This is a genomic window from Leyella stercorea DSM 18206 (assembly GCF_000235885.1).
GTDB classification, from domain to species: Bacteria; Bacteroidota; Bacteroidia; order Bacteroidales; family Bacteroidaceae; genus Prevotella; species Prevotella stercorea.
This window is the reverse complement of record NZ_JH379387.1, coordinates 1-20,171: the sequence shown is the minus strand read 5'-3', so window position 1 is coordinate 20,171 and position 20,171 is coordinate 1. Positions and strand designations below refer to the sequence as shown.

Annotated in this window: 17 protein-coding genes and 5 tRNA genes; 3 read left to right on the top strand and 19 right to left on the bottom strand. The window is 50.2% G+C overall.

Annotation, left to right across the window (positions count from 1 at the left end; translation table 11 throughout):
- Positions 1-130: 130 nt before the first annotated feature.
- The 18 genes from rpoC to rpmH form a co-directional block, all read right to left on the bottom strand.
- Positions 131-4,459 (bottom strand): DNA-directed RNA polymerase subunit beta', encoded by a 4,329-nt coding sequence (gene rpoC, locus HMPREF0673_RS03280; protein ID WP_007897904.1) that lies wholly within the window; start codon positions 4,457-4,459, stop codon positions 131-133.
- Between the two features lie 28 nt (positions 4,460-4,487).
- A complete protein-coding gene (rpoB, locus tag HMPREF0673_RS03275) occupies positions 4,488-8,300 on the bottom strand; it encodes a DNA-directed RNA polymerase subunit beta (RefSeq protein ID WP_007897901.1) in 3,813 nt (1,270 codons plus the stop codon).
- A 172-nt stretch (positions 8,301-8,472) separates the two neighbouring features.
- Positions 8,473-8,850: a 50S ribosomal protein L7/L12 gene (gene rplL / locus HMPREF0673_RS03270; RefSeq protein ID WP_007897899.1), complete on the bottom strand. Its 378-nt coding sequence runs from the start codon at positions 8,848-8,850 to the stop codon at positions 8,473-8,475.
- A gap of 54 nt (positions 8,851-8,904) precedes the next feature.
- Positions 8,905-9,420, bottom strand: coding sequence for a 50S ribosomal protein L10 (gene rplJ / locus HMPREF0673_RS03265; protein WP_007897896.1), 516 nt, complete (start codon positions 9,418-9,420; stop codon positions 8,905-8,907).
- Positions 9,421-9,438: 18 nt separating this feature from the next.
- Entirely contained in the window at positions 9,439-10,128 is a 690-nt protein-coding gene (gene rplA, locus HMPREF0673_RS03260) for a 50S ribosomal protein L1 (RefSeq protein WP_007897894.1), read from the bottom strand.
- Positions 10,129-10,147: 19 nt separating this feature from the next.
- Entirely contained in the window at positions 10,148-10,591 is a 444-nt protein-coding gene (rplK, locus tag HMPREF0673_RS03255) for a 50S ribosomal protein L11 (RefSeq protein WP_007897892.1), read from the bottom strand.
- A 64-nt stretch (positions 10,592-10,655) separates the two neighbouring features.
- On the bottom strand, positions 10,656-11,201 hold the full coding sequence (gene nusG / locus HMPREF0673_RS03250) for a transcription termination/antitermination protein NusG (protein WP_007897886.1): 546 nt from the start codon (positions 11,199-11,201) through the stop codon (positions 10,656-10,658).
- A gap of 14 nt (positions 11,202-11,215) precedes the next feature.
- Positions 11,216-11,407, bottom strand: coding sequence for a preprotein translocase subunit SecE (gene secE, locus HMPREF0673_RS03245; protein WP_007897884.1), 192 nt, complete (start codon positions 11,405-11,407; stop codon positions 11,216-11,218).
- Between the two features lie 16 nt (positions 11,408-11,423).
- A tRNA-Trp gene (locus HMPREF0673_RS03240) sits at positions 11,424-11,496 on the bottom strand.
- 79 nt (positions 11,497-11,575) lie between these two features.
- Entirely contained in the window at positions 11,576-12,766 is a 1,191-nt protein-coding gene (tuf, locus tag HMPREF0673_RS03235) for an elongation factor Tu (RefSeq protein ID WP_007897882.1), read from the bottom strand.
- Between the two features lie 69 nt (positions 12,767-12,835).
- Positions 12,836-12,907 (bottom strand) — tRNA-Thr (locus HMPREF0673_RS03230).
- A gap of 7 nt (positions 12,908-12,914) precedes the next feature.
- Positions 12,915-12,987 (bottom strand) — tRNA-Gly (locus HMPREF0673_RS03225).
- A gap of 15 nt (positions 12,988-13,002) precedes the next feature.
- Positions 13,003-13,084 (bottom strand) — tRNA-Tyr (locus HMPREF0673_RS03220).
- Positions 13,085-13,151: 67 nt separating this feature from the next.
- Positions 13,152-13,225 (bottom strand) — tRNA-Thr (locus HMPREF0673_RS03215).
- Between the two features lie 101 nt (positions 13,226-13,326).
- Positions 13,327-13,626: a ribosome hibernation-promoting factor, HPF/YfiA family gene (hpf, locus tag HMPREF0673_RS03210; RefSeq protein WP_040596315.1), complete on the bottom strand. Its 300-nt coding sequence runs from the start codon at positions 13,624-13,626 to the stop codon at positions 13,327-13,329.
- 60 nt (positions 13,627-13,686) lie between these two features.
- Positions 13,687-14,592, bottom strand: coding sequence for a tyrosine-type recombinase/integrase (locus HMPREF0673_RS03205; protein ID WP_007897879.1), 906 nt, complete (start codon positions 14,590-14,592; stop codon positions 13,687-13,689).
- A 394-nt stretch (positions 14,593-14,986) separates the two neighbouring features.
- Positions 14,987-15,178 (bottom strand): 30S ribosomal protein S21, encoded by a 192-nt coding sequence (rpsU, locus tag HMPREF0673_RS03200; protein WP_007897876.1) that lies wholly within the window; start codon positions 15,176-15,178, stop codon positions 14,987-14,989.
- A 228-nt stretch (positions 15,179-15,406) separates the two neighbouring features.
- Positions 15,407-15,562 carry a 50S ribosomal protein L34 gene (gene rpmH / locus HMPREF0673_RS03195; RefSeq protein WP_004351099.1) on the bottom strand — a complete coding sequence of 52 codons (156 nt, stop codon included), beginning with the start codon at positions 15,560-15,562 and terminating at the stop codon, positions 15,407-15,409.
- A 314-nt stretch (positions 15,563-15,876) separates the two neighbouring features.
- Between rpmH and efp the strand changes: the two genes are divergently transcribed.
- The 3 genes from efp to radC all read left to right on the top strand — a co-directional run bounded on the left by efp (position 15,877) and on the right by radC (position 18,795).
- Entirely contained in the window at positions 15,877-16,443 is a 567-nt protein-coding gene (gene efp, locus HMPREF0673_RS03190) for an elongation factor P (RefSeq protein ID WP_007897870.1), read from the top strand.
- 163 nt (positions 16,444-16,606) lie between these two features.
- Positions 16,607-17,620, top strand: a complete 1,014-nt coding sequence (locus HMPREF0673_RS03185; protein WP_007897868.1) for a glycosyltransferase family 2 protein — start codon at positions 16,607-16,609, stop codon at positions 17,618-17,620.
- Positions 17,621-18,039: 419 nt separating this feature from the next.
- A complete protein-coding gene (gene radC, locus HMPREF0673_RS03180) occupies positions 18,040-18,795 on the top strand; it encodes a RadC family protein (RefSeq protein WP_157591616.1) in 756 nt (251 codons plus the stop codon).
- Between the two features lie 87 nt (positions 18,796-18,882).
- Here the strand turns inward: radC and HMPREF0673_RS03175 are convergent, their stop codons facing one another.
- Positions 18,883-20,136 (bottom strand): carbon starvation CstA family protein, encoded by a 1,254-nt coding sequence (locus tag HMPREF0673_RS03175; protein ID WP_007897866.1) that lies wholly within the window; start codon positions 20,134-20,136, stop codon positions 18,883-18,885.
- Positions 20,137-20,171: the final 35 nt, after the last annotated feature.

Sequence of the window (20,171 nt, the reverse complement as noted above, 5' to 3'; positions counted from 1 at the left end):
ATTACATATACACATATATACAAAAACGCTGCAAGCAGTCGGTGAAGACTCGCTTGCAGCGTTTTCTGTTTTTATTCTGTCATACCGCTGTCCGGCTAAAGAACCGGACAGTGATATCGGGATTTATACTTTATTCAGCTGATTCCTCGTTAGAGTAGTCGGTCACGTTGCGGCGGTTAGCCTGCATACGGTCGTACTCCTCGCGTGAACCCACGATGAGCTTGTCCCACTGACGCAGACCGGTACCTGCCGGGATGAGGTGACCGGAGATAACGTTCTCCTTCATACCCTCAAGGAAGTCGACCTTACCGCGGATAGCAGCCTCGTTGAGCACCTTGGTTGTCTCCTGGAACGAAGCAGCCGAGATGAAGCTCTTGGTCTGGAGAGCGGCACGTGTGATACCCTGCAGAATCTGTGTAGATGTAGCAGGCACGGTGTCGCGAACCTGAACGAGACGGAGGTCGCGGCGTTTGAGGCTTGAGTTCTCATCGCGCAGCTTGCGTGCCGAAACAATCTGACCAACCTTGAGCACGTCAGAGTCACCAGCGTCGGTGACGTACTTCTTGCCCCAGATGCGGTCGTTCTCCTCAGCGAAGTCGAGCTTGTCTACCATCTCCTGCTCGAGGAATGTTGTATCGCCCGGCTCGTCGATCTGTACCTTGCGCATCATCTGGCGAACGATAATCTCGAAGTGCTTGTCGTTGATCTTCACACCCTGCAGACGGTAAACGTCCTGCACCTCGTTAACGATGTACTCCTGAACGGCGGTAGGACCCTTGATGGCGAGGATGTCGCCCGGAGTTATGATACCGTCAGAAAGCGGTGTGCCTGCGCGTACGGCATCGTGCTCCTGTACAAGAATCTGCTTAGAGAGCGATACGAGGTACTTGCGCTGGTCGCCAGTCTTCGATGTAACGATGATCTCGCGGTTGCCACGCTTCACCTTACCCATTGTCACCTCACCGTCGATTTCTGATACGACAGCCGGGTTAGACGGGTTGCGAGCCTCGAAGAGCTCGGTTACACGTGGGAGACCACCGGTGATATCGCCTGCAGAACCTGCTGCACGTGGAATCTTAACGAGTGTGGTACCGGTCTTGACGGTCTGACCGTCGTCGCATACTACGTGACCGCCTACCGGGAAGTTGTATGTACCGATTACCTCACCGTTTGCGTCGAGCACGTCGCAGGTCGGAACCTTCGACTTGTCCTTAGAGTCGGTGATAATCTTCTCGGTAAGGCCTGTTGCCTCGTCGGTCTCAGCGCGGTATGTGATGCCCTCGATAACGTCGTTGAAGCGGAGAGTACCTGCGTACTCGGTAACGATAACGGCGTTGAACGGGTCCCACTTAGCGATGAGGTCGCCCTTCTTGACAACGTCGCCCTCCTTGAAGTAGAGCGAAGAACCGTAAGGCACGTTGACAGAAGCGAGTGCGATGTCGGTATTCGGGTCGACGAACTGCAACTCTGTAAGACGGCTCACTACCATCTGGCAGTTGACATCCTTCTCGCCGTTGTTCTCTACGAACGGAACGACACGGAGGTCCTCGAACTTAAGCTTGCAGTCGTTCTTTGCTGTGATAGAAGCGTTGGCAGCTGCGTTACCAGCCACACCACCGGCGTGGAAGGTACGGAGAGTAAGCTGTGTACCCGGCTCACCGATAGCCTGAGCTGCGATGACACCGACAGCCTCGCCGAGCTGTACCATGCGCTGTGTAGCGAGGTTGCGACCGTAGCACTTCATGCAGACACCCTTCTTGCTCTCGCAAGTGAGCACTGAACGAATCTCTACGCTCTCGATTGGAGAGTTCTCGATGAGCTGTGCCTTAGCCTCTGTAATCTCCTCGCCTGCGTTGACGATAACCTCTCCTGTGCGTGGGTCGACAACGTCGTGTACTGACACACGACCGAGGATGCGCTCGCCGAGTGAGGAAACTATCTCGTCGCCGTTCTTCAACGCTGTGCAGACAAGACCGCGCAGTGTGCCGCAATCCTCCTCAGAGATGATTACGTCGTGCGAAACGTCTACAAGACGACGTGTAAGGTAACCGGCGTCGGCTGTCTTCATAGCGGTATCGGCAAGACCCTTACGGGCACCGTGCGAAGCGATGAAGTACTCGAGCACTGACATACCCTCCTTGAAGTTAGAGATAATCGGGTTCTCGATAATCTGATGTCCCTCAGCACCTGCCTTCATAGGCTTAGCCATAAGACCACGCATACCTGAGAGCTGCTTAATCTGGTCCTTAGAACCACGGGCACCAGAATCGAGCATCATGAATACGGCGTTGAAGCCCTGGTCTGCCTCGGTCATCTCCTTCATAAGGATGCTTGCGAGGTCGTTGTTCACGTGAGTCCAGGTATCGATCACCTGGTTGTAACGCTCGTTCTCAGTGATGAAGCCCATGTTATAGTTGTCCTGGATGGCGCGAATCTCTTCGTGACCGCGATCCACGATTTCCTTCTTTTCTGGCGGGATGATGATATCGTCGAGGTTGAACGAAAGACCTGCAACGTAAGCCATGCGGTAACCGAGGTTCTTGATGCCGTCGAGGAACTCGCAGGCGCGAGCCATACCTACAGCCTTAATAACGTCGGAGATGAGTCCGCGCAGTGTCTTCTTAGAGATGATATCATTGAAGAAGCCTACTTCCTCTGGGATGATCTGGTTGACGATGACACGTCCGACAGATGTCTCCACCATACGCTTCTGGAGCTGACCGTCTACGAGGTCCTTCACAATTACCTTAACCGGAGCGTGGAGGTCGCACTTGCCCTCGTTGTAAGCTATGATAGCTTCCTCGTCGCCGTAGAACGAAAGACCTGCGCCCTTAGCACCTGGGCGGAGCTTTGTGATATAGTAGAGACCGAGCACCATATCCTGTGACGGCACTGTGATAGGAGCGCCGTTGGCAGGGTTGAGGATGTTGTGGCTCTGAAGCATCAGCACCTGAGCCTCGAGGATAGCCTCGTTGCTCAACGGAAGGTGAACAGCCATCTGGTCGCCGTCGAAGTCGGCGTTGAACGCTGTACATGCCAACGGGTGGAGCTGGATTGCCTTACCCTCGATGAGTTTCGGCTGGAACGCCTGAATACCGAGACGGTGAAGTGTCGGTGCACGGTTGAGCATTACGGGGTGACCCTTCATAACGTTCTCGAGGATGTCCCAGATAACCGGCTCGCGACGGTCAACAATCTTCTTAGCGCTCTTCACGGTCTTCACGATGCCGCGCTCGATGAGTTTGCGGATGATGAACGGCTTGTAGAGCTCGGCTGCCATAAGTTTCGGCAGACCGCACTCGCCCATCTTCAGCTCCGGACCTACAACGATAACCGAACGTGCTGAGTAGTCGACACGCTTACCGAGGAGGTTCTGACGGAAACGTCCCTGCTTACCCTTCAGCGAGTCGGAGAGTGACTTCAGCGGACGGTTGGCATCGCTCTTAACGGCGCTCGACTTGCGTGAGTTGTCGAAGAGGCTATCCACTGCCTCCTGAAGCATACGCTTCTCGTTGCGGAGGATTACCTCAGGAGCCTTAATCTCTACGAGACGCTTCAGACGGTTGTTACGGATAATAACACGACGATAGAGGTCGTTGAGGTCGGATGTTGCGAAACGACCACCGTCCAACGGAACGAGCGGACGGAGCTCCGGCGGAGTAACGGGAATAATCTTCATGATCATCCACTCCGGACGGTTTACGCCCTTACTTCCACGGAATGCCTCTACAACCTGCAGACGCTTCAAAGCCTCTGTCTTACGCTGCTGCGAAGAGTTGTTGTTGGCACGGTCGCGCAACTCGTATGAAAGAGAGTCGAGGTCGAGACCTGCGAGCAGGTCGTAAACAGCCTCTGCACCCATCTTTGCGATGAACTTATTCGGGTCGGTGTCCTCAAGAAGGTCGTTCTCAGAGCCGAGCTTGTTCTCGATGATGTCGAGATACTCTTCCTCTGAGAGGAGGTCCATCTTGTGCGAACCGTTATACTCCTCGCCCTGCTCGTCGGTGCGTCCTTCGAACGCACCTGGCTGGATAACTACGTACTTCTCGTAGTAGATAACAGCGTCGAGCTTCTTTGTCGGCATACCGAGCAAGTAACCAATCTTGTTAGGCAGCGAGCGGAAGTACCAGATGTGAGCCACAGGCACAACGAGCTCGATGTGTCCGCTACGCTCACGGCGTACCTTCTTCTCCGTCACCTCAACACCGCATCGGTCGCAAACGATACCCTTGTAACGGATGCGCTTGTACTTGCCGCAGGCACACTCATAGTCGCGTGTCGGACCGAAGATGCGCTCGCAGAACAAGCCGTCGCGCTCGGGCTTATAGGTGCGATAGTTGATGGTCTCTGGCTTGGTAACCTCACCATACGAATTTTCCAGGATTTCCTCCGGAGAGGCGAGTCCGATGGTAATCTTCGTGAAATTATTCTTAACTTTTATATCTTTCTTGAAAGCCATATATTTCTATAGTTTTGGGATGTTCGGATTAATCAAGTTTGATGCTCAGACCAAGACCGCGGAGCTCATGCAAGAGCACGTTGAGCGACTCTGGGATGCCTGGTGTAGGCATTGGGTCACCCTTAACGATAGCCTCGTAAGCCTTAGAACGGCCCACTGTATCGTCGGACTTGATTGTCAGAATTTCCTGAAGCACGTGGCTGGCACCGAATGCCTCGATAGCCCAAACCTCCATCTCACCGAAACGCTGACCACCGAACTGTGCCTTACCACCGAGTGGCTGCTGTGTGATGAGCGAGTACGGACCGATAGAACGGGCGTGCATCTTGTCCTCAACCATGTGACCGAGTTTCAAGAAGTATGTCACACCTACTGTAGCTGGCTGGTCGAAGCGCTCGCCTGTCTCACCATCGTAGAGGTGGGTAGAGCAGAGATGCGGCAGACCTGCCTTGTCAGTCCATTCAGAGAGGTCCTCAAGGTGAGCGCCGTCGAAGATAGGTGTAGCGAACTTAACACCGAGCTTACGACCAGCAGCACCGAGGATAGCCTCGAAGATCTGACCGAGGTTCATACGTGAAGGCACACCAAGCGGGTTCAGTACCAAGTCGACTGGACGACCGTCCTCGAGGAATGGCATATCCTCCATACGTGTAATCTTAGATACGATACCCTTGTTACCGTGACGACCTGCAAGCTTATCACCTACGCCGATCTTACGCTTCTTGGCAACGTACACCTTAGCCATCTGGAGGATGCCTGACGGCAGCTCGTCGCCGATAGTGATAGCGAACTTCTTACGCTTGAGTTCTGCGTCGAGCAGCTTGTACTTGCGTATGTAGTTCATGATGAGCTTAGAAATGAGCTTATCGGTGTGCTCGTCGCCGGTCCAGTCGTTCGACTGAATGCCGTCGTACTCGAGGTTCTTCAGCATTGTAGCTGTGAACTTGGTGCCCTTTGTGATAATCTCAGCACCTGAGTAGTCCTTAACACCCTGCGAAACCTTGTCCTCGGTGAGTGTGAGGAGCTTGTCAACAAGGATGTCCTTCAAGTCGTCGTTCTTTGCCTCGTACTCCTCGTCAATCTTAGCGAGTATCACCTTGTCCTGCTTCTTCGACTCGCGTGTCTTAACGGCACGAGAGAAGAGTTTCTTGTCGATAACAACACCGCTGAGCGATGGGTTTGCCTTGAGTGAAGAGTCCTTCACGTCGCCTGCCTTATCGCCGAAGATGGCGCGGAGCAGTTTCTCCTCCGGCGACGGATCGCTCTCGCCCTTCGGCGAAATCTTACCGATAAGGATGTCGCCCGGCTCGATACGTGCACCGATGCGAACGATACCGTTGTCGTCGAGGTCCTTTGTAGCTTCCTCTGAAACGTTAGGAATATCGCTTGTGAATTCCTCCATGCCACGCTTTGTCTCGCGAACGTCGAGTGAGTACTCGTCAACGTGTACAGATGTAAGCACGTCGTCGCGAATCATGCGCTCTGAAAGCACGATAGCGTCCTCATAGTTGTAACCCTTCCACGGCATGTAAGCCACGAGGAGGTTACGACCGAGTGCGAGCTCGCCATTCTCTGTAGCGTAACCCTCGGTGAGGATGTCGCCCTTCTTAACGCGCTGACCCTTGTTGCAGATAGGACGCAAGTCGATGGTCATGTTCTGGTTGGTGCGGCGGAACTTCGGTATGCGGTACTCCTTGAGAGCCGGCTCGAAGCTTACGAATTCTTCATCGTCGGTGCGGTCATAGAGGATGCGGATTGTTGTAGCGTCAACGTATTCGATAACGCCTTCGCCCTCTGCAGTAATCATTGTACGAGAGTCCTCGCACACCTGCTTCTCAAGACCCGTACCTACGATAGGTGCATCGTTGTGAAGCAATGGCACTGCCTGGCGCATCATGTTACATCCCATGAGTGCGCGGTGACCGTCGTCGTGCTCCAAGAACGGGATGAGACCTGCTGACACAGATGCAATCTGCTGCGGAGCAACGTCCATGAGGTCTACGTCTGATGGCGGTACTACAGGGAACTCGGCGTTCTGACGACACTTAACGTTGTCGCGGATGAACGAGCCGTCCTCACGCAGAGGGGCATTACCCTGACCGATTACGTGGTCTTCCTCCTCCTCAGCGGTGAGGTAAACAACGTGGTCGTTATTGAGGTCGACGAGCGAATCCTTTACACGGCGGTAAGGAGTGGCGATGAAGCCGAGCTCGTTGATAGTTGCATAAACGCAGAGAGACGAGATAAGACCGATGTTCGGACCCTCAGGGCTCTCAATCGGGCAAAGACGTCCGTAGTGTGTGTAGTGAACGTCGCGCACCTCGAAACCTGCACGCTCACGTGAAAGACCGCCAGGACCAAGAGCTGAGAGACGACGCTTGTGAGTAACCTCGGCAAGCGGGTTGGTCTGGTCCATGAACTGCGACAATGGGTTGGTTCCGAAGAACGAGCTAACAACGCTTGAGATAGTCTTGGCGTTGATAAGGTCGGTCGGCTGGAACACCTCATTATCACGCACGTTCATACGCTCGCGGATAGTGCGGCTCATACGTGCCAGACCGATAGAGAACTGGTTGCTGAGCTGCTCGCCTACGGTGCGTACGCGACGGTTAGAGAGGTGGTCAATATCGTCAACAGTTGCGTTAGAGTTAACCAACTGGATGAGATAGCGGATGATGGCAATGATATCCTCCTTTGTAAGAACACGTGTCTCAGAGTCGATGTCGAGACCAAGCTTCTTATTGATACGGTAGCGTCCTACCTCACCGAGGTCGTAACGCTTGTCAGAGAAGAATATATTCTGGAACACCTCGCGTGCTGATGCGTCATCAGCAGGGTCAGCATTGCGGAGCTGACGATAGATGTAGAGCACAGCCTCCTTCTCAGAGTTAGACGGGTCCTTAGCGAGTGTGTTGAAGATGATTGAGTAGCGTGTAGCTGCCTCTGCATCCTTGTGGAGAAGGATAGAAGCACTGCCCGACTCGAGGATGTCATCGATGTTCTCCTCGGTGAGCACTGTCTCGCGCTCCATAATCATCTCGTTACGCTCGATAGATACAACCTCGCCTGTATCTTCGTCTACGAAGTCCTCGTTCCAGGTCTTCAATACACGTGCAGCGAGCTTGCGACCGATGGCAGCCTTCATGTTCTTCTTGTTCACCTTCACTTCCTCAGCAAGGTCGAATATCTGAAGGATATCCTTATCCTGCTCGAAGCCCATAGCACGCAGAAGAGTTGTTACGGGCAACTTCTTCTTACGGTCGATGTAAGCATACATCACGTTGTTGATGTCGGTAGCGAACTCAATCCATGAGCCCTTGAATGGGATGATACGTGCCGAGTAGAGCACTGTAGCATTGGCGTGCACACCCTGACCAAAGAACACACCTGGCGAACGATGCAACTGCGAAACAACAACGCGCTCTGCACCGTTGATAACGAATGTGCCGTTATCGGTCATGTATGGGATAGTGCCAAGGAATACGTCCTGTATGAATGTACCGAAGTCTTCGTGATCGGGATCCGTACAGTAGAGTTTCATCTTAGCCTTTAAAGGTACGCTATATGTAAGACCGCGCTCAAGACACTCATCAATAGAGTAGCGTGGCGGGTCGATATAGTAATCCAAGAACTCAAGAACGAAATTGTTACGTGTGTCGGTGATAGGGAAGTTCTCTGAGAACACCTTATACAAACCGTCATTCTTGCGTTCCTCAGGCGGAGTGTCTAACTGTAAGAAGTCCTTGAAAGACTTTAACTGCACATCGAGGAAATCCGGATATGGCAACGGATTATGGACGCTGGCAAAATTTACTCTGTTATCAACAATTTTTGAAGCCATCAGAAGTTATTATGGGTGATAAAAAATCTAAATAAGCGGAAAGACACAAAAAGGTTAGGACCCACCTACTTGGAAGATCCTAACCATATTTGCTAATTTTAAAATATCGGGTTAACCTTTCCTAAATACTGCTTAGCAGCGTTAAACCCGACATTTGAATTGTAAGCTGTTATTACTTGAGCTCTACCTTAGCACCTGACTCCTCGATAGCCTTCTTCAAGTTCTCAGCCTCTTCCTTAGAGAGACCTTCCTTGATCTTAGTAGGAGCAGCGTCTACGAGGTCCTTAGCTTCCTTCAAGCCAAGACCGCAAGCTTCCTTAACTGCCTTTACAACCTGGAGCTTTGCAGCACCTACCTCAGCGAGGACAACATCGAAAGATGTCTTCTCCTCAGCTGCATCAGCACCACCTGCTGCAGGACCAGCAGCTACAGCTACAGCTGCAGCAGCAGGCTCAATACCATACTCGTCCTTGAGGACTGTTGCCAACTCGTTTACTTCCTTTACTGTAAGATTTACCAATTCTTCAGCAAGAGCTTTAATATCTGCCATTGTATTTAAATTTTAATTGTTTTTAATGTTAATGTTCTTTGACTTGTAGTTATATTACTCAGGACGCTCGCCCAAAGTCTTAAGCACACCATGAATAGTGTTTGCGCCTGACTGAAGAGCAGAGATAACGTTCTTTGCAGGTGACTGGAGCAGTGCAACAATTTCTGCAATAACCTCGTTCTTGCTCTTGATAGCTACGAGAGCCTCGAGCTGATCTGCGCCGAAGATTGTCTCCTCAGCATATGCACCCTTAAGTGCAGGTACACCTTCCTTAGCGTATTCCTTAAGGAGCTTTGCAGGAACGTTAGCTGTGTGAGCGAACATAACTGCTGTAGTGCCCTTGAGTGCGCCGTACAGAGGCTCGAAATCAATATCGCTTGCCTGGAAAGCCTCGCGGAGAAGTGTGTTCTTAACGACAATCATCTTGATATCGTTCTTGAAGCACTTGCGACGGAGGTTGCTTGTAGCCTCGGCGTTGAGACCTGCGAGGTCAACGAGGTAGAAGTGAGGGAACTCCTTCAGCTTCGCACCGAGCTCGGCAATAATAGTATCTTTTACTTCTTTCTTCATTTTACAAAACTTTTAGAGTTACTCAACTGATTTAGGATCAACCTTGATACCCTTACTCATAGTGCTTGAAATAAAGATACTCTTGATATATGTACCTTTAGCAGCAGCAGGCTTGAGCTTGATGATGGTAGCGATGAACTCCTTAGCATTCTGATAGATTGCCTCCGGAGTGAAGCTTACCTTACCGATTGAAGTGTGGATAATACCAGCCTTGTCAACCTTGAAATCAATCTTACCCTGCTTTACTTCCTTAACTGCCTTGGCAACGTCCATTGTTACGGTGCCGCTCTTAGGGTTAGGCATCAATCCACGCGGACCGAGGATACGGCCGATAGGACCAATCTTACCCATGCATGACGGCATAGTGATAATAACGTCGATGTCTGTCCAACCACCCTTGATCTTTTCGATATACTCGTCAAGACCTACGTAGTCAGCACCTGCTTCCTTAGCAGCAGCCTCCTGGTCAGGAGTACAGAGAGCGAGTACGCGTGTTACCTTACCGGTACCGTTGGGAAGAGAAACCACGCCACGAACCATCTGGTTAGCCTTACGTGGGTCAACGCCCAAGCGTACGTCAATATCGAGAGAAGCATCGAACTTGGTAGTGGTAATTTCCTTTACCAGCTCTGAAGCCTCTTTCAATGTGTACATCTTCCCTGCTTCAACCTTGTCAGCTACTGATTTTTGATTTTTTGTCAGTTTCATTTCTTAAAAATTGAAGTTATTAAACATTTTCAGGGAAGTCTCCCTCTACAGTGATACCCATACTTCTTGCTGTACCAGCAACGAGTCTCATAGCCGATGCAACTGTAAAGCAGTTCAAATCTTTCAGTTTGTCCTCAGCGATTGCTTTTACCTGCTCCCAAGTTACTTTACCAACTTTCTGGCGGTTAGGCTGAGCTGAGCCACTCTTAACTTTAGCAGCCTCTTTCAGCTGTATAGCTGCAGGAGGAGTCTTAAGTTCGAAGCTGAACGATTTATCGGTGTAGTAAGTGATAACAACAGGAATTACCTTACCTGCCTTATCCTGGGTTCTGGCGTTGAACTCTTTGCAGAATCCCATGATGTTAATACCCTTAGAACCAAGTGCAGGTCCTACTGGAGGAGAAGGATTCGCAGCGCCACCTTTAATCTGTAATTTGATTAATCCAGCAACTTCTTTAGCCATTTTGTCTGTTAATATTTAAATTGATTTAATATAAAAGAATTCTGAACGCATTCGTAACCTTGCGTTAGCCTTCTTTTTCGACTTGCATAAAACCTAATTCCAACGGAGTTTTGCGTCCGAAGATCTTGACCATCACCTTTAGTTTGCGCTTCTCGACATTCACCTCTTCGATGATGCCACTGAAACCTGAGAACGGTCCGTCCGTTACCTTGACAGTCTCGTCAACTACGTACGGGATGTCAATGTTGTCTTCAATCTCCGTTTCCTCGCATGAACCGAGCATACGATTGATTTCCGACTGCGGAACTGGTGAGGGGTTATCCAAGCCTCCAAGAAAGCCTAAAACGTTCGGCATGAAACGTAGCGTGTGAGCTACATCGCCCACGAGGGCAGCTTCTACGAACACATAACCAGGGAGTGATATTTTCTCCTTGATTACTCTTTTTCCATTACGCAAAGATGCGTGTTTCTCGAGCGGCAGAACCACTTGCGAAACATGCGTCTGAAGTAATGGATTGTGCTTAATCTCAGCGTCAAGGTACTCTTTCACTTTGAATTCCTTACCACTGGCAGCACGAAGCACGTACCATTTTTTTTCTGTCTTAGCCATTTTCTTGAAAACGATTAACCTGGGTAAACCATGCTCATAGCCCACTTGAACAGAGAGTCCATAGCGAACACCACAGCTGCAACGACAAGGGAAGCAGATAATACAATCACTGCACTATGGTTTAGTTCGGCATAACTTGGCCAAGTTGTTTTATGCGCAAGTTCGTCGTAACAAGTCTTGCAATAATTTACAAACTTCTTAAACATATTATCTTCTTTTTAGCACGGGAAGAGAGGCTCGAACTCCCGACACCTGGTTTTGGAGACCAGTGCTCTACCGACTGAGCTATTCCCGTAGGATAGTTCCCGATGCCGAAGCGATACGGGAACTATTTTTATTTAATCCAGCCTCTTAGGAGACTGTGGATCGACGAATTAGTCTTCGAGGATCTTTGTGATCTGACCAGAACCTACTGTACGACCACCCTCGCGGATAGCGAAACGAAGGCCCTCATTCAGAGCTACTGCGTAGATGAGCTCAACCTCGATCTCTACGTTGTCACCAGGCATTACCATCTCAACTCCCTCAGGAAGCTTGATCTCGCCTGTGCAGTCCATAGTACGGAGGTAGAACTGAGGACGATACTTGTTGCCGAACGGTGTGTGACGACCACCCTCTTCCTTCTTCAAAACGTAGATAGAAGCCTTGAAGTGCTTGTGAGGCTTGATCTGACCCGGGTGGCAGAGTACCATACCGCGCTTGATCTCGTTCTTATCGATACCACGGAGGAGAAGACCTACGTTATCGCCAGCTTCACCCTCGTCGAGGATCTTACGGAACATCTCAACACCAGTAACGACACACTTCTTATCCTCACCGAGGCCAAGGAGCTCTGTCTCGTCGCCTACCTTAACGCGACCAGTCTCGATACGACCAGTAGCAACAGTACCACGACCTGTGATTGAGAATACGTCCTCGATAGGCATCAAGAATGGTTTGTCGAGGTCACGTGGAGGCTCCTGAATCCATGTATCAACAGCGTCCATAAGCTCCATTACCTTGTCAGCCCATTTCTCTACACCATTGAGTGCACCAAGAGCAGAACCGCGGATGATAGGAGTTTCCTCCTCATAGCCGTACTGGTCGAGGATCTCGCGAACCTCCATCTCTACGAGCTCGAGCATCTCCTCATCCTCTACCATATCGCACTTGTTCAAGAAAACAACCATACGCGGTACGTTTACCTGACGAGCGAGAAGTACGTGCTCACGTGTCTGAGGCATAGGACCATCAGTAGCAGCAACTACAAGGATAGCACCGTCCATCTGAGCAGCACCAGTTACCATGTTCTTAACGTAGTCGGCGTGACCCGGACAGTCTACGTGTGCATAGTGACGCTTTTCTGTTTCGTACTCGATGTGAGCTGAGTTGATAGTGATACCACGCTCTTTCTCCTCAGGAGCGTTATCGATCTGGTCGAAAGACTTAACATCCTCGCCACCGAAGCCTCTATCGTGAAGAGTCTTAGAAATGGCAGCAGTAAGAGTAGTCTTACCATGGTCAACGTGACCAATTGTACCAATGTTTACGTGCGGTTTGGTGCGCACAAATGTTTCTTTAGCCATAGCTTTCTTATTTTATATATAAATTGAATGTTCGTTTTTCCCCGATTCTTGATTTAAGAATAGAAGCAGAGCTGTAACTGAGAGTTGAACTCAGGACCTCTTCCTTACCAAGGAAGTGCTCTACCACTGAGCTATTACAGCAACTTAGAGCGGAAAACGGGGCTCAAACCCGCGACCCCCAGCTTGGAAGGCTAGTGCTCTATCAACTGAGCTATTTCCGCAAAAAGAAGTGAAAGTGGGTGGTGATGGATTCGAACCACCGAAGGCATCGCCAGCAGATTTACAGTCTGCCCCATTTGGCCACTCTGGTAACCACCCAATCCTTTTAGTAAATGTATCGTTTAGATACTGAAGAAAAACTGCGTTCAGGTTTTCTGTTTGTTTGAGCCTCTTGTCGGATTCGAACCAACGACCCCGAGATTACAAATCACGTGCTCTGGCCAACTGAGCTAAAGAGGCAAATCCTTGCAGCCGTTTAAGATTGCATTTAGGACATGTTCTAAAACGGCTGCAAAGATACGACTTATTTTTTATTCGCCAAAACTTTTCGGCTTTTTTTTTTACATCTTGCGTGTTTTTTCCTTAAATTTAGTAAGTTGTACCTTCATTGCATCTACACAGAGATCGATGCCTTCTTCGAAGGTGTCGCATGTTTTCTCAACGAAGAGTTTCTGTCCTGGAACGGTTACTTCAAGACTTGTCTCCTTGTTCTGCGCAGTGGCTGGCTTTACTACTTTAAGCTGCACTTCTGCGTTGCTAATATCCTCGAATGTCTTCTCAAGCTTTGCAACTTTCTTCTCGATGAATTCCTGTAGTTTTTCGGTAGCGTCAAAGTGAATTGACTGAATTTTTACGTTCATAGTGTCCTCCTTTTCTTTGTTTAAGGTCATTTGTGTTACTATATATATAATTAAGGTGTATCACTCTTGCGGTGTACCGCTTCGTGGATGCGCCTCACTATACGCTTGCTTTAGTTGCTCGAACGAGGTGTGGGTGTATATTTCGGTGGTTGACAAACGTTCGTGCCCGAGCAGCTTTTGCACGTTCTCGATATTAGCTCCATTATTGAGCATAGCGGTAGCGAAGGTATGACGCAGCACGTGCGGCGAGCGTTTCTTCAGATTGGTCACAGTGGAGAGTTGCCGTCTCACTATCTCGCGCACCTGAGGGTTAGTCATGCGTCCACCTCGCTGTGTACGAAAGAGTGCTGTGGTGTTTTTGTGCGCCACCTCCGCATCGCGCAATGCTGTGTATGAGCGGAGTGCTTCGGCAAGCTCACCGCCGAATGGTATGGCTCGCTGCTTATTACCCTTGCCATGTACGCGTATCTCGCTACGTGCATAGTCTACCGAACTATCGTTGAGCGAGGTGAGTTCTGAAAGACGCATACCTGTTTCGTAAAACATGAGCACTATCGTGCGTTCGAGTTGCGCTTCGTACGTATCACCCCACTCCGTATGGTCGAGCAATTGATCCATCTGCTCTTCTCTGACGAACTGTGGCAATGGTCTGTCGGTCTTTGGGCGATAGACTATGTGTGCCGGATCGTGCTCTACATATCCTCTTGCAAGGAGATAGCGGTAGTAGGTCTTCAGTGCACTGAGTCGGCGTGCCACTGATGTGGCGCGATTGCCTTGTTCGAGCATATACTCCATCCAGTCGCGCACTATATCCGTATCCACCGTTGCGAATGTCAATTCGCTATCGAGTGTGCTGAAATAACATTCGAATGCTTCAAGATCGCGACGATAACTCTCCACTGTATTCTCCGAGCGATTGCGCTCGTAGCGCAGATAGTCGAGAAAGCCGTCAATACCTTTTTGCATATCGTTTTGTTTTTCGCTACGAATATACGATGAATTTTTATTATTCGCAAGTTTTCGTTCGTATTTTTTCGTTTTTTCACGTTTTATGAGGTGTTTTGATACCTATTCGTCGCACTTTGCACCTCACGGGGTGTATATTACCTCACCAGATGTGCACACATATTGAATAGAGAAAGAATTTTACTGTGAGACTCACGACAAACACAAAACGGCAATAGCTGCTCATTAACGAACTGCTATTGCCGTCATCTGCTTGTCCTACTTTTAACAAAAGTGAGTTAGCATGTGTATTTTTGAATGATTATATGTCTGAGTGTGTACACCTCCTGGTTCATCCGACTGCGCTCACCCCAAAGCGTGCGCGTCATATTAAATGTTAGTCGAAATGGGGAGATTACTCCTCGTTAGCACGGAGCTGCTGTACGTAGATAGCGTGCTCCATCTTGAGTCTCTTAAGTACAGAAGGCTTGTTGTACTGCTGACGAGCGCGGAGTTCCTTCACTACGCCTGTCTTCTCAAACTTTCTCTTAAACTTCTTGAGTGCTCTTTCGATGTTCTCACCGTCTTTTACCTGTACAATAATCATTTTTGTTTCTTTTAATTTAAATAGTTATACATTATTACCTGTGGCACTATACCACTAAAGCGGGTGCAAAGTTACTGATTATTTGCTGATTAGCCAAATTTTTCGCAATATTTTTGTTTAAAACGTTAAAAGGCAGCAAGCATTCCTTTCGGAGTTCTTGCTGCCTTTTGTCGTCACAAGTCTGCGTGCGACACGCGCAGTCTGCCATTCCCTAACGGGCGCAGCCGACTACTTTCCGTGGTGCTCGTCAGATACAGTCAACTTCTTGCGGCCATGTGCGCGGCGAGAAGCCAATACGCGACGACCATTCTTTGTAGCCATACGCTCACGGAAACCATGCTTGTTTACGCGGCGACGATTGTGCGGCTGAAATGTTCTTTTCATTGTCTTATTTTTATTTATTTGTTATTATTCACACTTTTGGGTTGCAAAATTACTCATATTTTTTTAAACAACAAAGAGTTGAGCGTTTTTTAGCTGCATTTTTTAGTTTTTTCTACACTTTTCCACCTTATTAGCTCGTCTATGTCTCATAAAAGTCATACCACACGTATGTTTTCTTCGTTTTCATGCCCGATTTAGCAAATAAAGATGTGTTAGAGTAAAAAAAACAGATAAGCTTGCATTTTTGTGCATGATTTTCAGTAACTTTGCAACGATTTTTGGGAAACAATACAATAATATAAATAAAAATAGCAATGATTAACTCACAAGACATCAAGATGGGAACTTGCATCCGTATGGACGGCAAGCTCTTCTTCGTAATCGACTTCCTTCATGTAAAGCCGGGTAAGGGCAACACCTTCATGCGCGTTAAGTTGAAGAACGTTGTTGACGGTCGCGTGTTGGAGCGTCGCTTCGACATCAGCGAGAAACTTGAGGACGTACGCGTAGAGCGCCGTCCGTATCAGTACCTCTACAAGGAGGGCGACGACTATATCTTCATGAACCAGGAGACTTACGACCAGATTCCTATCGCTGGCAACCTCATCACTGGTGTTGACTTCATGAAGGAGAGCGACATCGTTGAGGTCGTTTCTGACGCTTCTACAGAGACTGTGCTCTTCGGCGAAATGCCGGTTAAGACTAACCTCCGCGTTACTCACTCTGAGCCGGGCATCAAGGGCGATACTGCTACAAACACTCTCAAGCCGGCAACTCTCGAGACTGGCGTAGAGATTCGCGTGCCTCTTTTCGTTAACGAAGGCGACCTCGTTCAGGTTGACACACGCGACGGTAGCTACCTGCAGCGCGTTAAGGAGTAATCCTTATCGAGCAACAGAATAAGAAATAGTAAAGAGTAAAAAAGTAAAAAGCATTGGGGATAACGGCTAACGCGCCCTCATCGTGCTCTTTACTTTTTTACTCTTTTTCGTTTCTTGCCAACTCGTCAACTCGTCAACTTGCCAACTCGTCAACTATAAAGAAATGAAATACAGCATAATTATTCCCGTTTACAATCGTCCGGACGAAGTGGACGAATTGCTCGAAAGCCTCACACACCAGTCGGAGACCGACTTTGAGGTGGTAGTGGTAGAGGACGGCTCTGCCGTGCCTTGTCAGGAGGTGTGCGAGAAGTACGCGCAGCAACTCAACATCCAGTATTTCACTAAACCCAACTCCGGACCTGGACAGACACGCAACTACGGTGTGGAGCGTGCGCAGGGCGACTACGTGCTTATCCTCGACTCCGACGTTGTACTGCCCGAGGGCTATCTGGCTGCCGTGTCAGCCGAGCTGCAGCGAGAGCCTGCCGATGCCTTTGGCGGTCCGGACAGCTCTCACCCGTCGTTCACCGACACTCAGAAAGCCATATCCTACTCCATGACCTCGTTCTTCACCACCGGTGGCATACGCGGCGGAAAGAAGAAGCTCGACAAGTTCTACCCACGCTCGTTCAACATGGGCGTGCGACGCGACCGATACATGGAGCTGGGCGGATTCTCGAAGATGCGCTTCGGCGAGGACATCGACTTCTCCATACGCATCTTCAAAGCCGGACTGCGCTGCCGACTCTTCCCCGAGGCATGGGTGTGGCACAAGCGCCGCACCGACCTGCGCAAGTTCTTCCGACAGGTGTACAACTCGGGCATCGCACGCATCAATCTTTACAAGAAATATCCCGAGTCGCTGAAACTGGTACACATGCTGCCTATGGTGTTCACCGTGGGTGTACTCTCCATGCTCGCGCTCTGCATCGTGCTGCTCGCACTCTGCCCCACCTTGGCGTGGCTGCCACTCGTGCCGCTCGCGCTCTACTCGCTCCTCATCTGCATCGACTCGGCTCGCCTCAACCGCAGCTTGAAGATTGGTGTGCAGAGCATCGCTGCTGCCTACGTGCAGCTCATGGGCTACGGCTTCGGCTTCATCGAGGCATGGTGGAAACGCTGCGTACGAGGTAAGTCGGAATTCGCAGCGTTCGAGAAAAACTTTTACAAATAAGAATTTCCTCCCACAGATTGTCTTGGTGCGGTGCGTCTCCCACAGATTGCACAGATGCACACAGATTGTTAGGCTGCGTTGTGTTCCCACAGAACACGCAGAATTCACAGAACTTTCCAACATCTGTGCAATCTGTGGAAGAACATCTCAGCAAAAAATTCTGTGTGTTCTGCGCGTTCTGTGGGAATACATCTCAGCAAGAAATTCTGTGGGGGTCTCCCACTGATTGTACGGATGCACACAGATTGTTAGGCTGCGTCGTGTTCCCACAGAACACACAGAATTCACAGAAATTTCCAACATCTGTGCACATCCGTGCAATCTGTGGGAATACATCTCAGCAAGAGATTCTGTGTGTTCTGCGAGTTCTGTGGGAAATTCTAAAACAAACCTTCGTCTTTCTATTAATACAACAACCTATGAACGACATAAGCAACAAGAGTAATCATAACTCTCAACTCTCAACTCTCAATTCTCAACTAAAAAACAATTCTCAACTGAAGATATCCGACCTTTCCGAAGCCGACCGCCCTCGCGAGAAGCTGCGCGACCGCGGAACTGAAGCACTTTCCGATGCCGAACTATTAGCAATTCTCATCGGTTCGGGCAGCACGAGCGAGAGTGCCGTAGCACTGATGCAACGCATACTGAGTGCCTGCGACAACAACCTCAACACGCTTGGCAAACGCTCGCTGCACGAACTGATGCAGTATAAGGGTATCGGCGAAGCAAAGGCGATAACCATCATTGCTGCCTGCGAACTTGGCAAGCGACGCCAGGCAACGAAGGCTGCTGAACGCCCTGACATGGGGTCGGCACAGGCGGTGTACGAGTATATGCACCCGAAGATGCAGGACCTCGACACCGAGGAAGCATGGGTACTATTGATGAATCAGCGTTTCCGACTCATCAAGGCGGTGCGGCTCTCGCACGGTGGACTCACCGAGACTGCCGTCGACGTGCGCGTCATCCTGCGCGAAGCACTGCTCGCCAACGCCACCACGCTAACGCTCATTCACAACCACCCAAGCGGCAACGCACGCCCCTCTGGCGACGACGACCGCATCACGCACAAACTGAAGACTGCGTGCGATGCCATGCGCCTCTACCTCATCGACCACCTCATCGTCACCGACGGCAATTACTACAGTTACGCTGAAGAGGGAAAGATTTGACAGCTCATGTATAAAACAAATGCCTCTATGTAACAGCACTAAACGCACGTTACATAGAAGCATTTGTTTTTTTAGCTAAAGAAAGTATCAGCCTTTGCAGTTCGACTTCTTCATCCACACCACAAACCACACGGCGGCAACGACGAGTGCGGTTGCGCCGACGCCGTAGCCCACGGTGTATGGCAAGCCGAGCGCAGTCTTCGACACCATGAAGAAGGTGGTGCAGACGCAAGTCATAAAGAGGGCTGGCACGAGCGTTATGACGTAAGGCTTTCTCTCGCGAACGAGATAAACAGTGATGGTCCAGAGGGCGAAGACAGAAAGCGTCTGGTTAGCCCATCCGAAGTACTGCCATATGGTATTGAAGCCGTCGGGGTTCTCCATCTGCCAAACGAGCATGGCGAACGATGCAGCGAAGAGCGGCACGCAGATATACAGACGGTTCTTCTTTGCACGCTGACTGAGTTTCAGCGCCTGAGCGATGATAAGACGGGCTGAGCGGAACGCAGTGTCGCCACTTGTTATCGGGGCAGCAACCACGCCGAGCATGGCGAGCACGCCGCCCACGATGCCGAGCCAGTCTTTGCAGACAAGGTTCACAACGACGGGTGCCGACGTATGCAGTCCGTTAGCCATGGTTCCACCAATCTGAGCGTATCCTGGCTGCGGAGCGTCGTAGAAGAACCACATCGACACCGTAGCCCACACGAGTGCCACGAGTCCTTCCGTAATCATTGCGCCGTAGAAGATTGGTCTACCCTTGCGTTCCGACGTGAGACAGCGAGCCATAAGCGGACTCTGCGTGGCGTGGAAGCCACTGATAGCACCGCAGGCGATGGTGATGAACAGACACGGGAAAATATTATCGGTGAACGAAGCCGGGTCGGCAGCCTTACCCATATTGCCCACGCCATCCCACAGTTCGGGCAGTGCAGGCCACTTCACGAACAGCACAGCCATCAGTGCCACAGCCATGAACAGCAGCGAGAATGAGAAGAGCGGGTATATCTTACCAATAATCTTGTCGATAGGTAGCATCGTCGCCACTACGTAATAGATGAAGATGATGGTTATCCACATGGTTGTCGAACCGCTTATGCCATGCAATATCTCGGCTGGGCTATACACGAACACCGTGCCGAGCATAATGAGCAGGAAGACAGCGAACACCAACAACACCTTAGATGCGGCTCCGCCGAGATAGCGCCGAACGAGTTCGGGCAGGTCGCAACCACCGTTGCGCATAGAGAGCATACCCACGAAGTAGTCGTGTACGGCACCGGCGAAGATGCAGCCGAAGATTATCCAGAGATATGCCGCGGGTCCGAACTTTGCGCCCATGATGGCTCACCCGATAAACCAGGGGGATTAAGCAT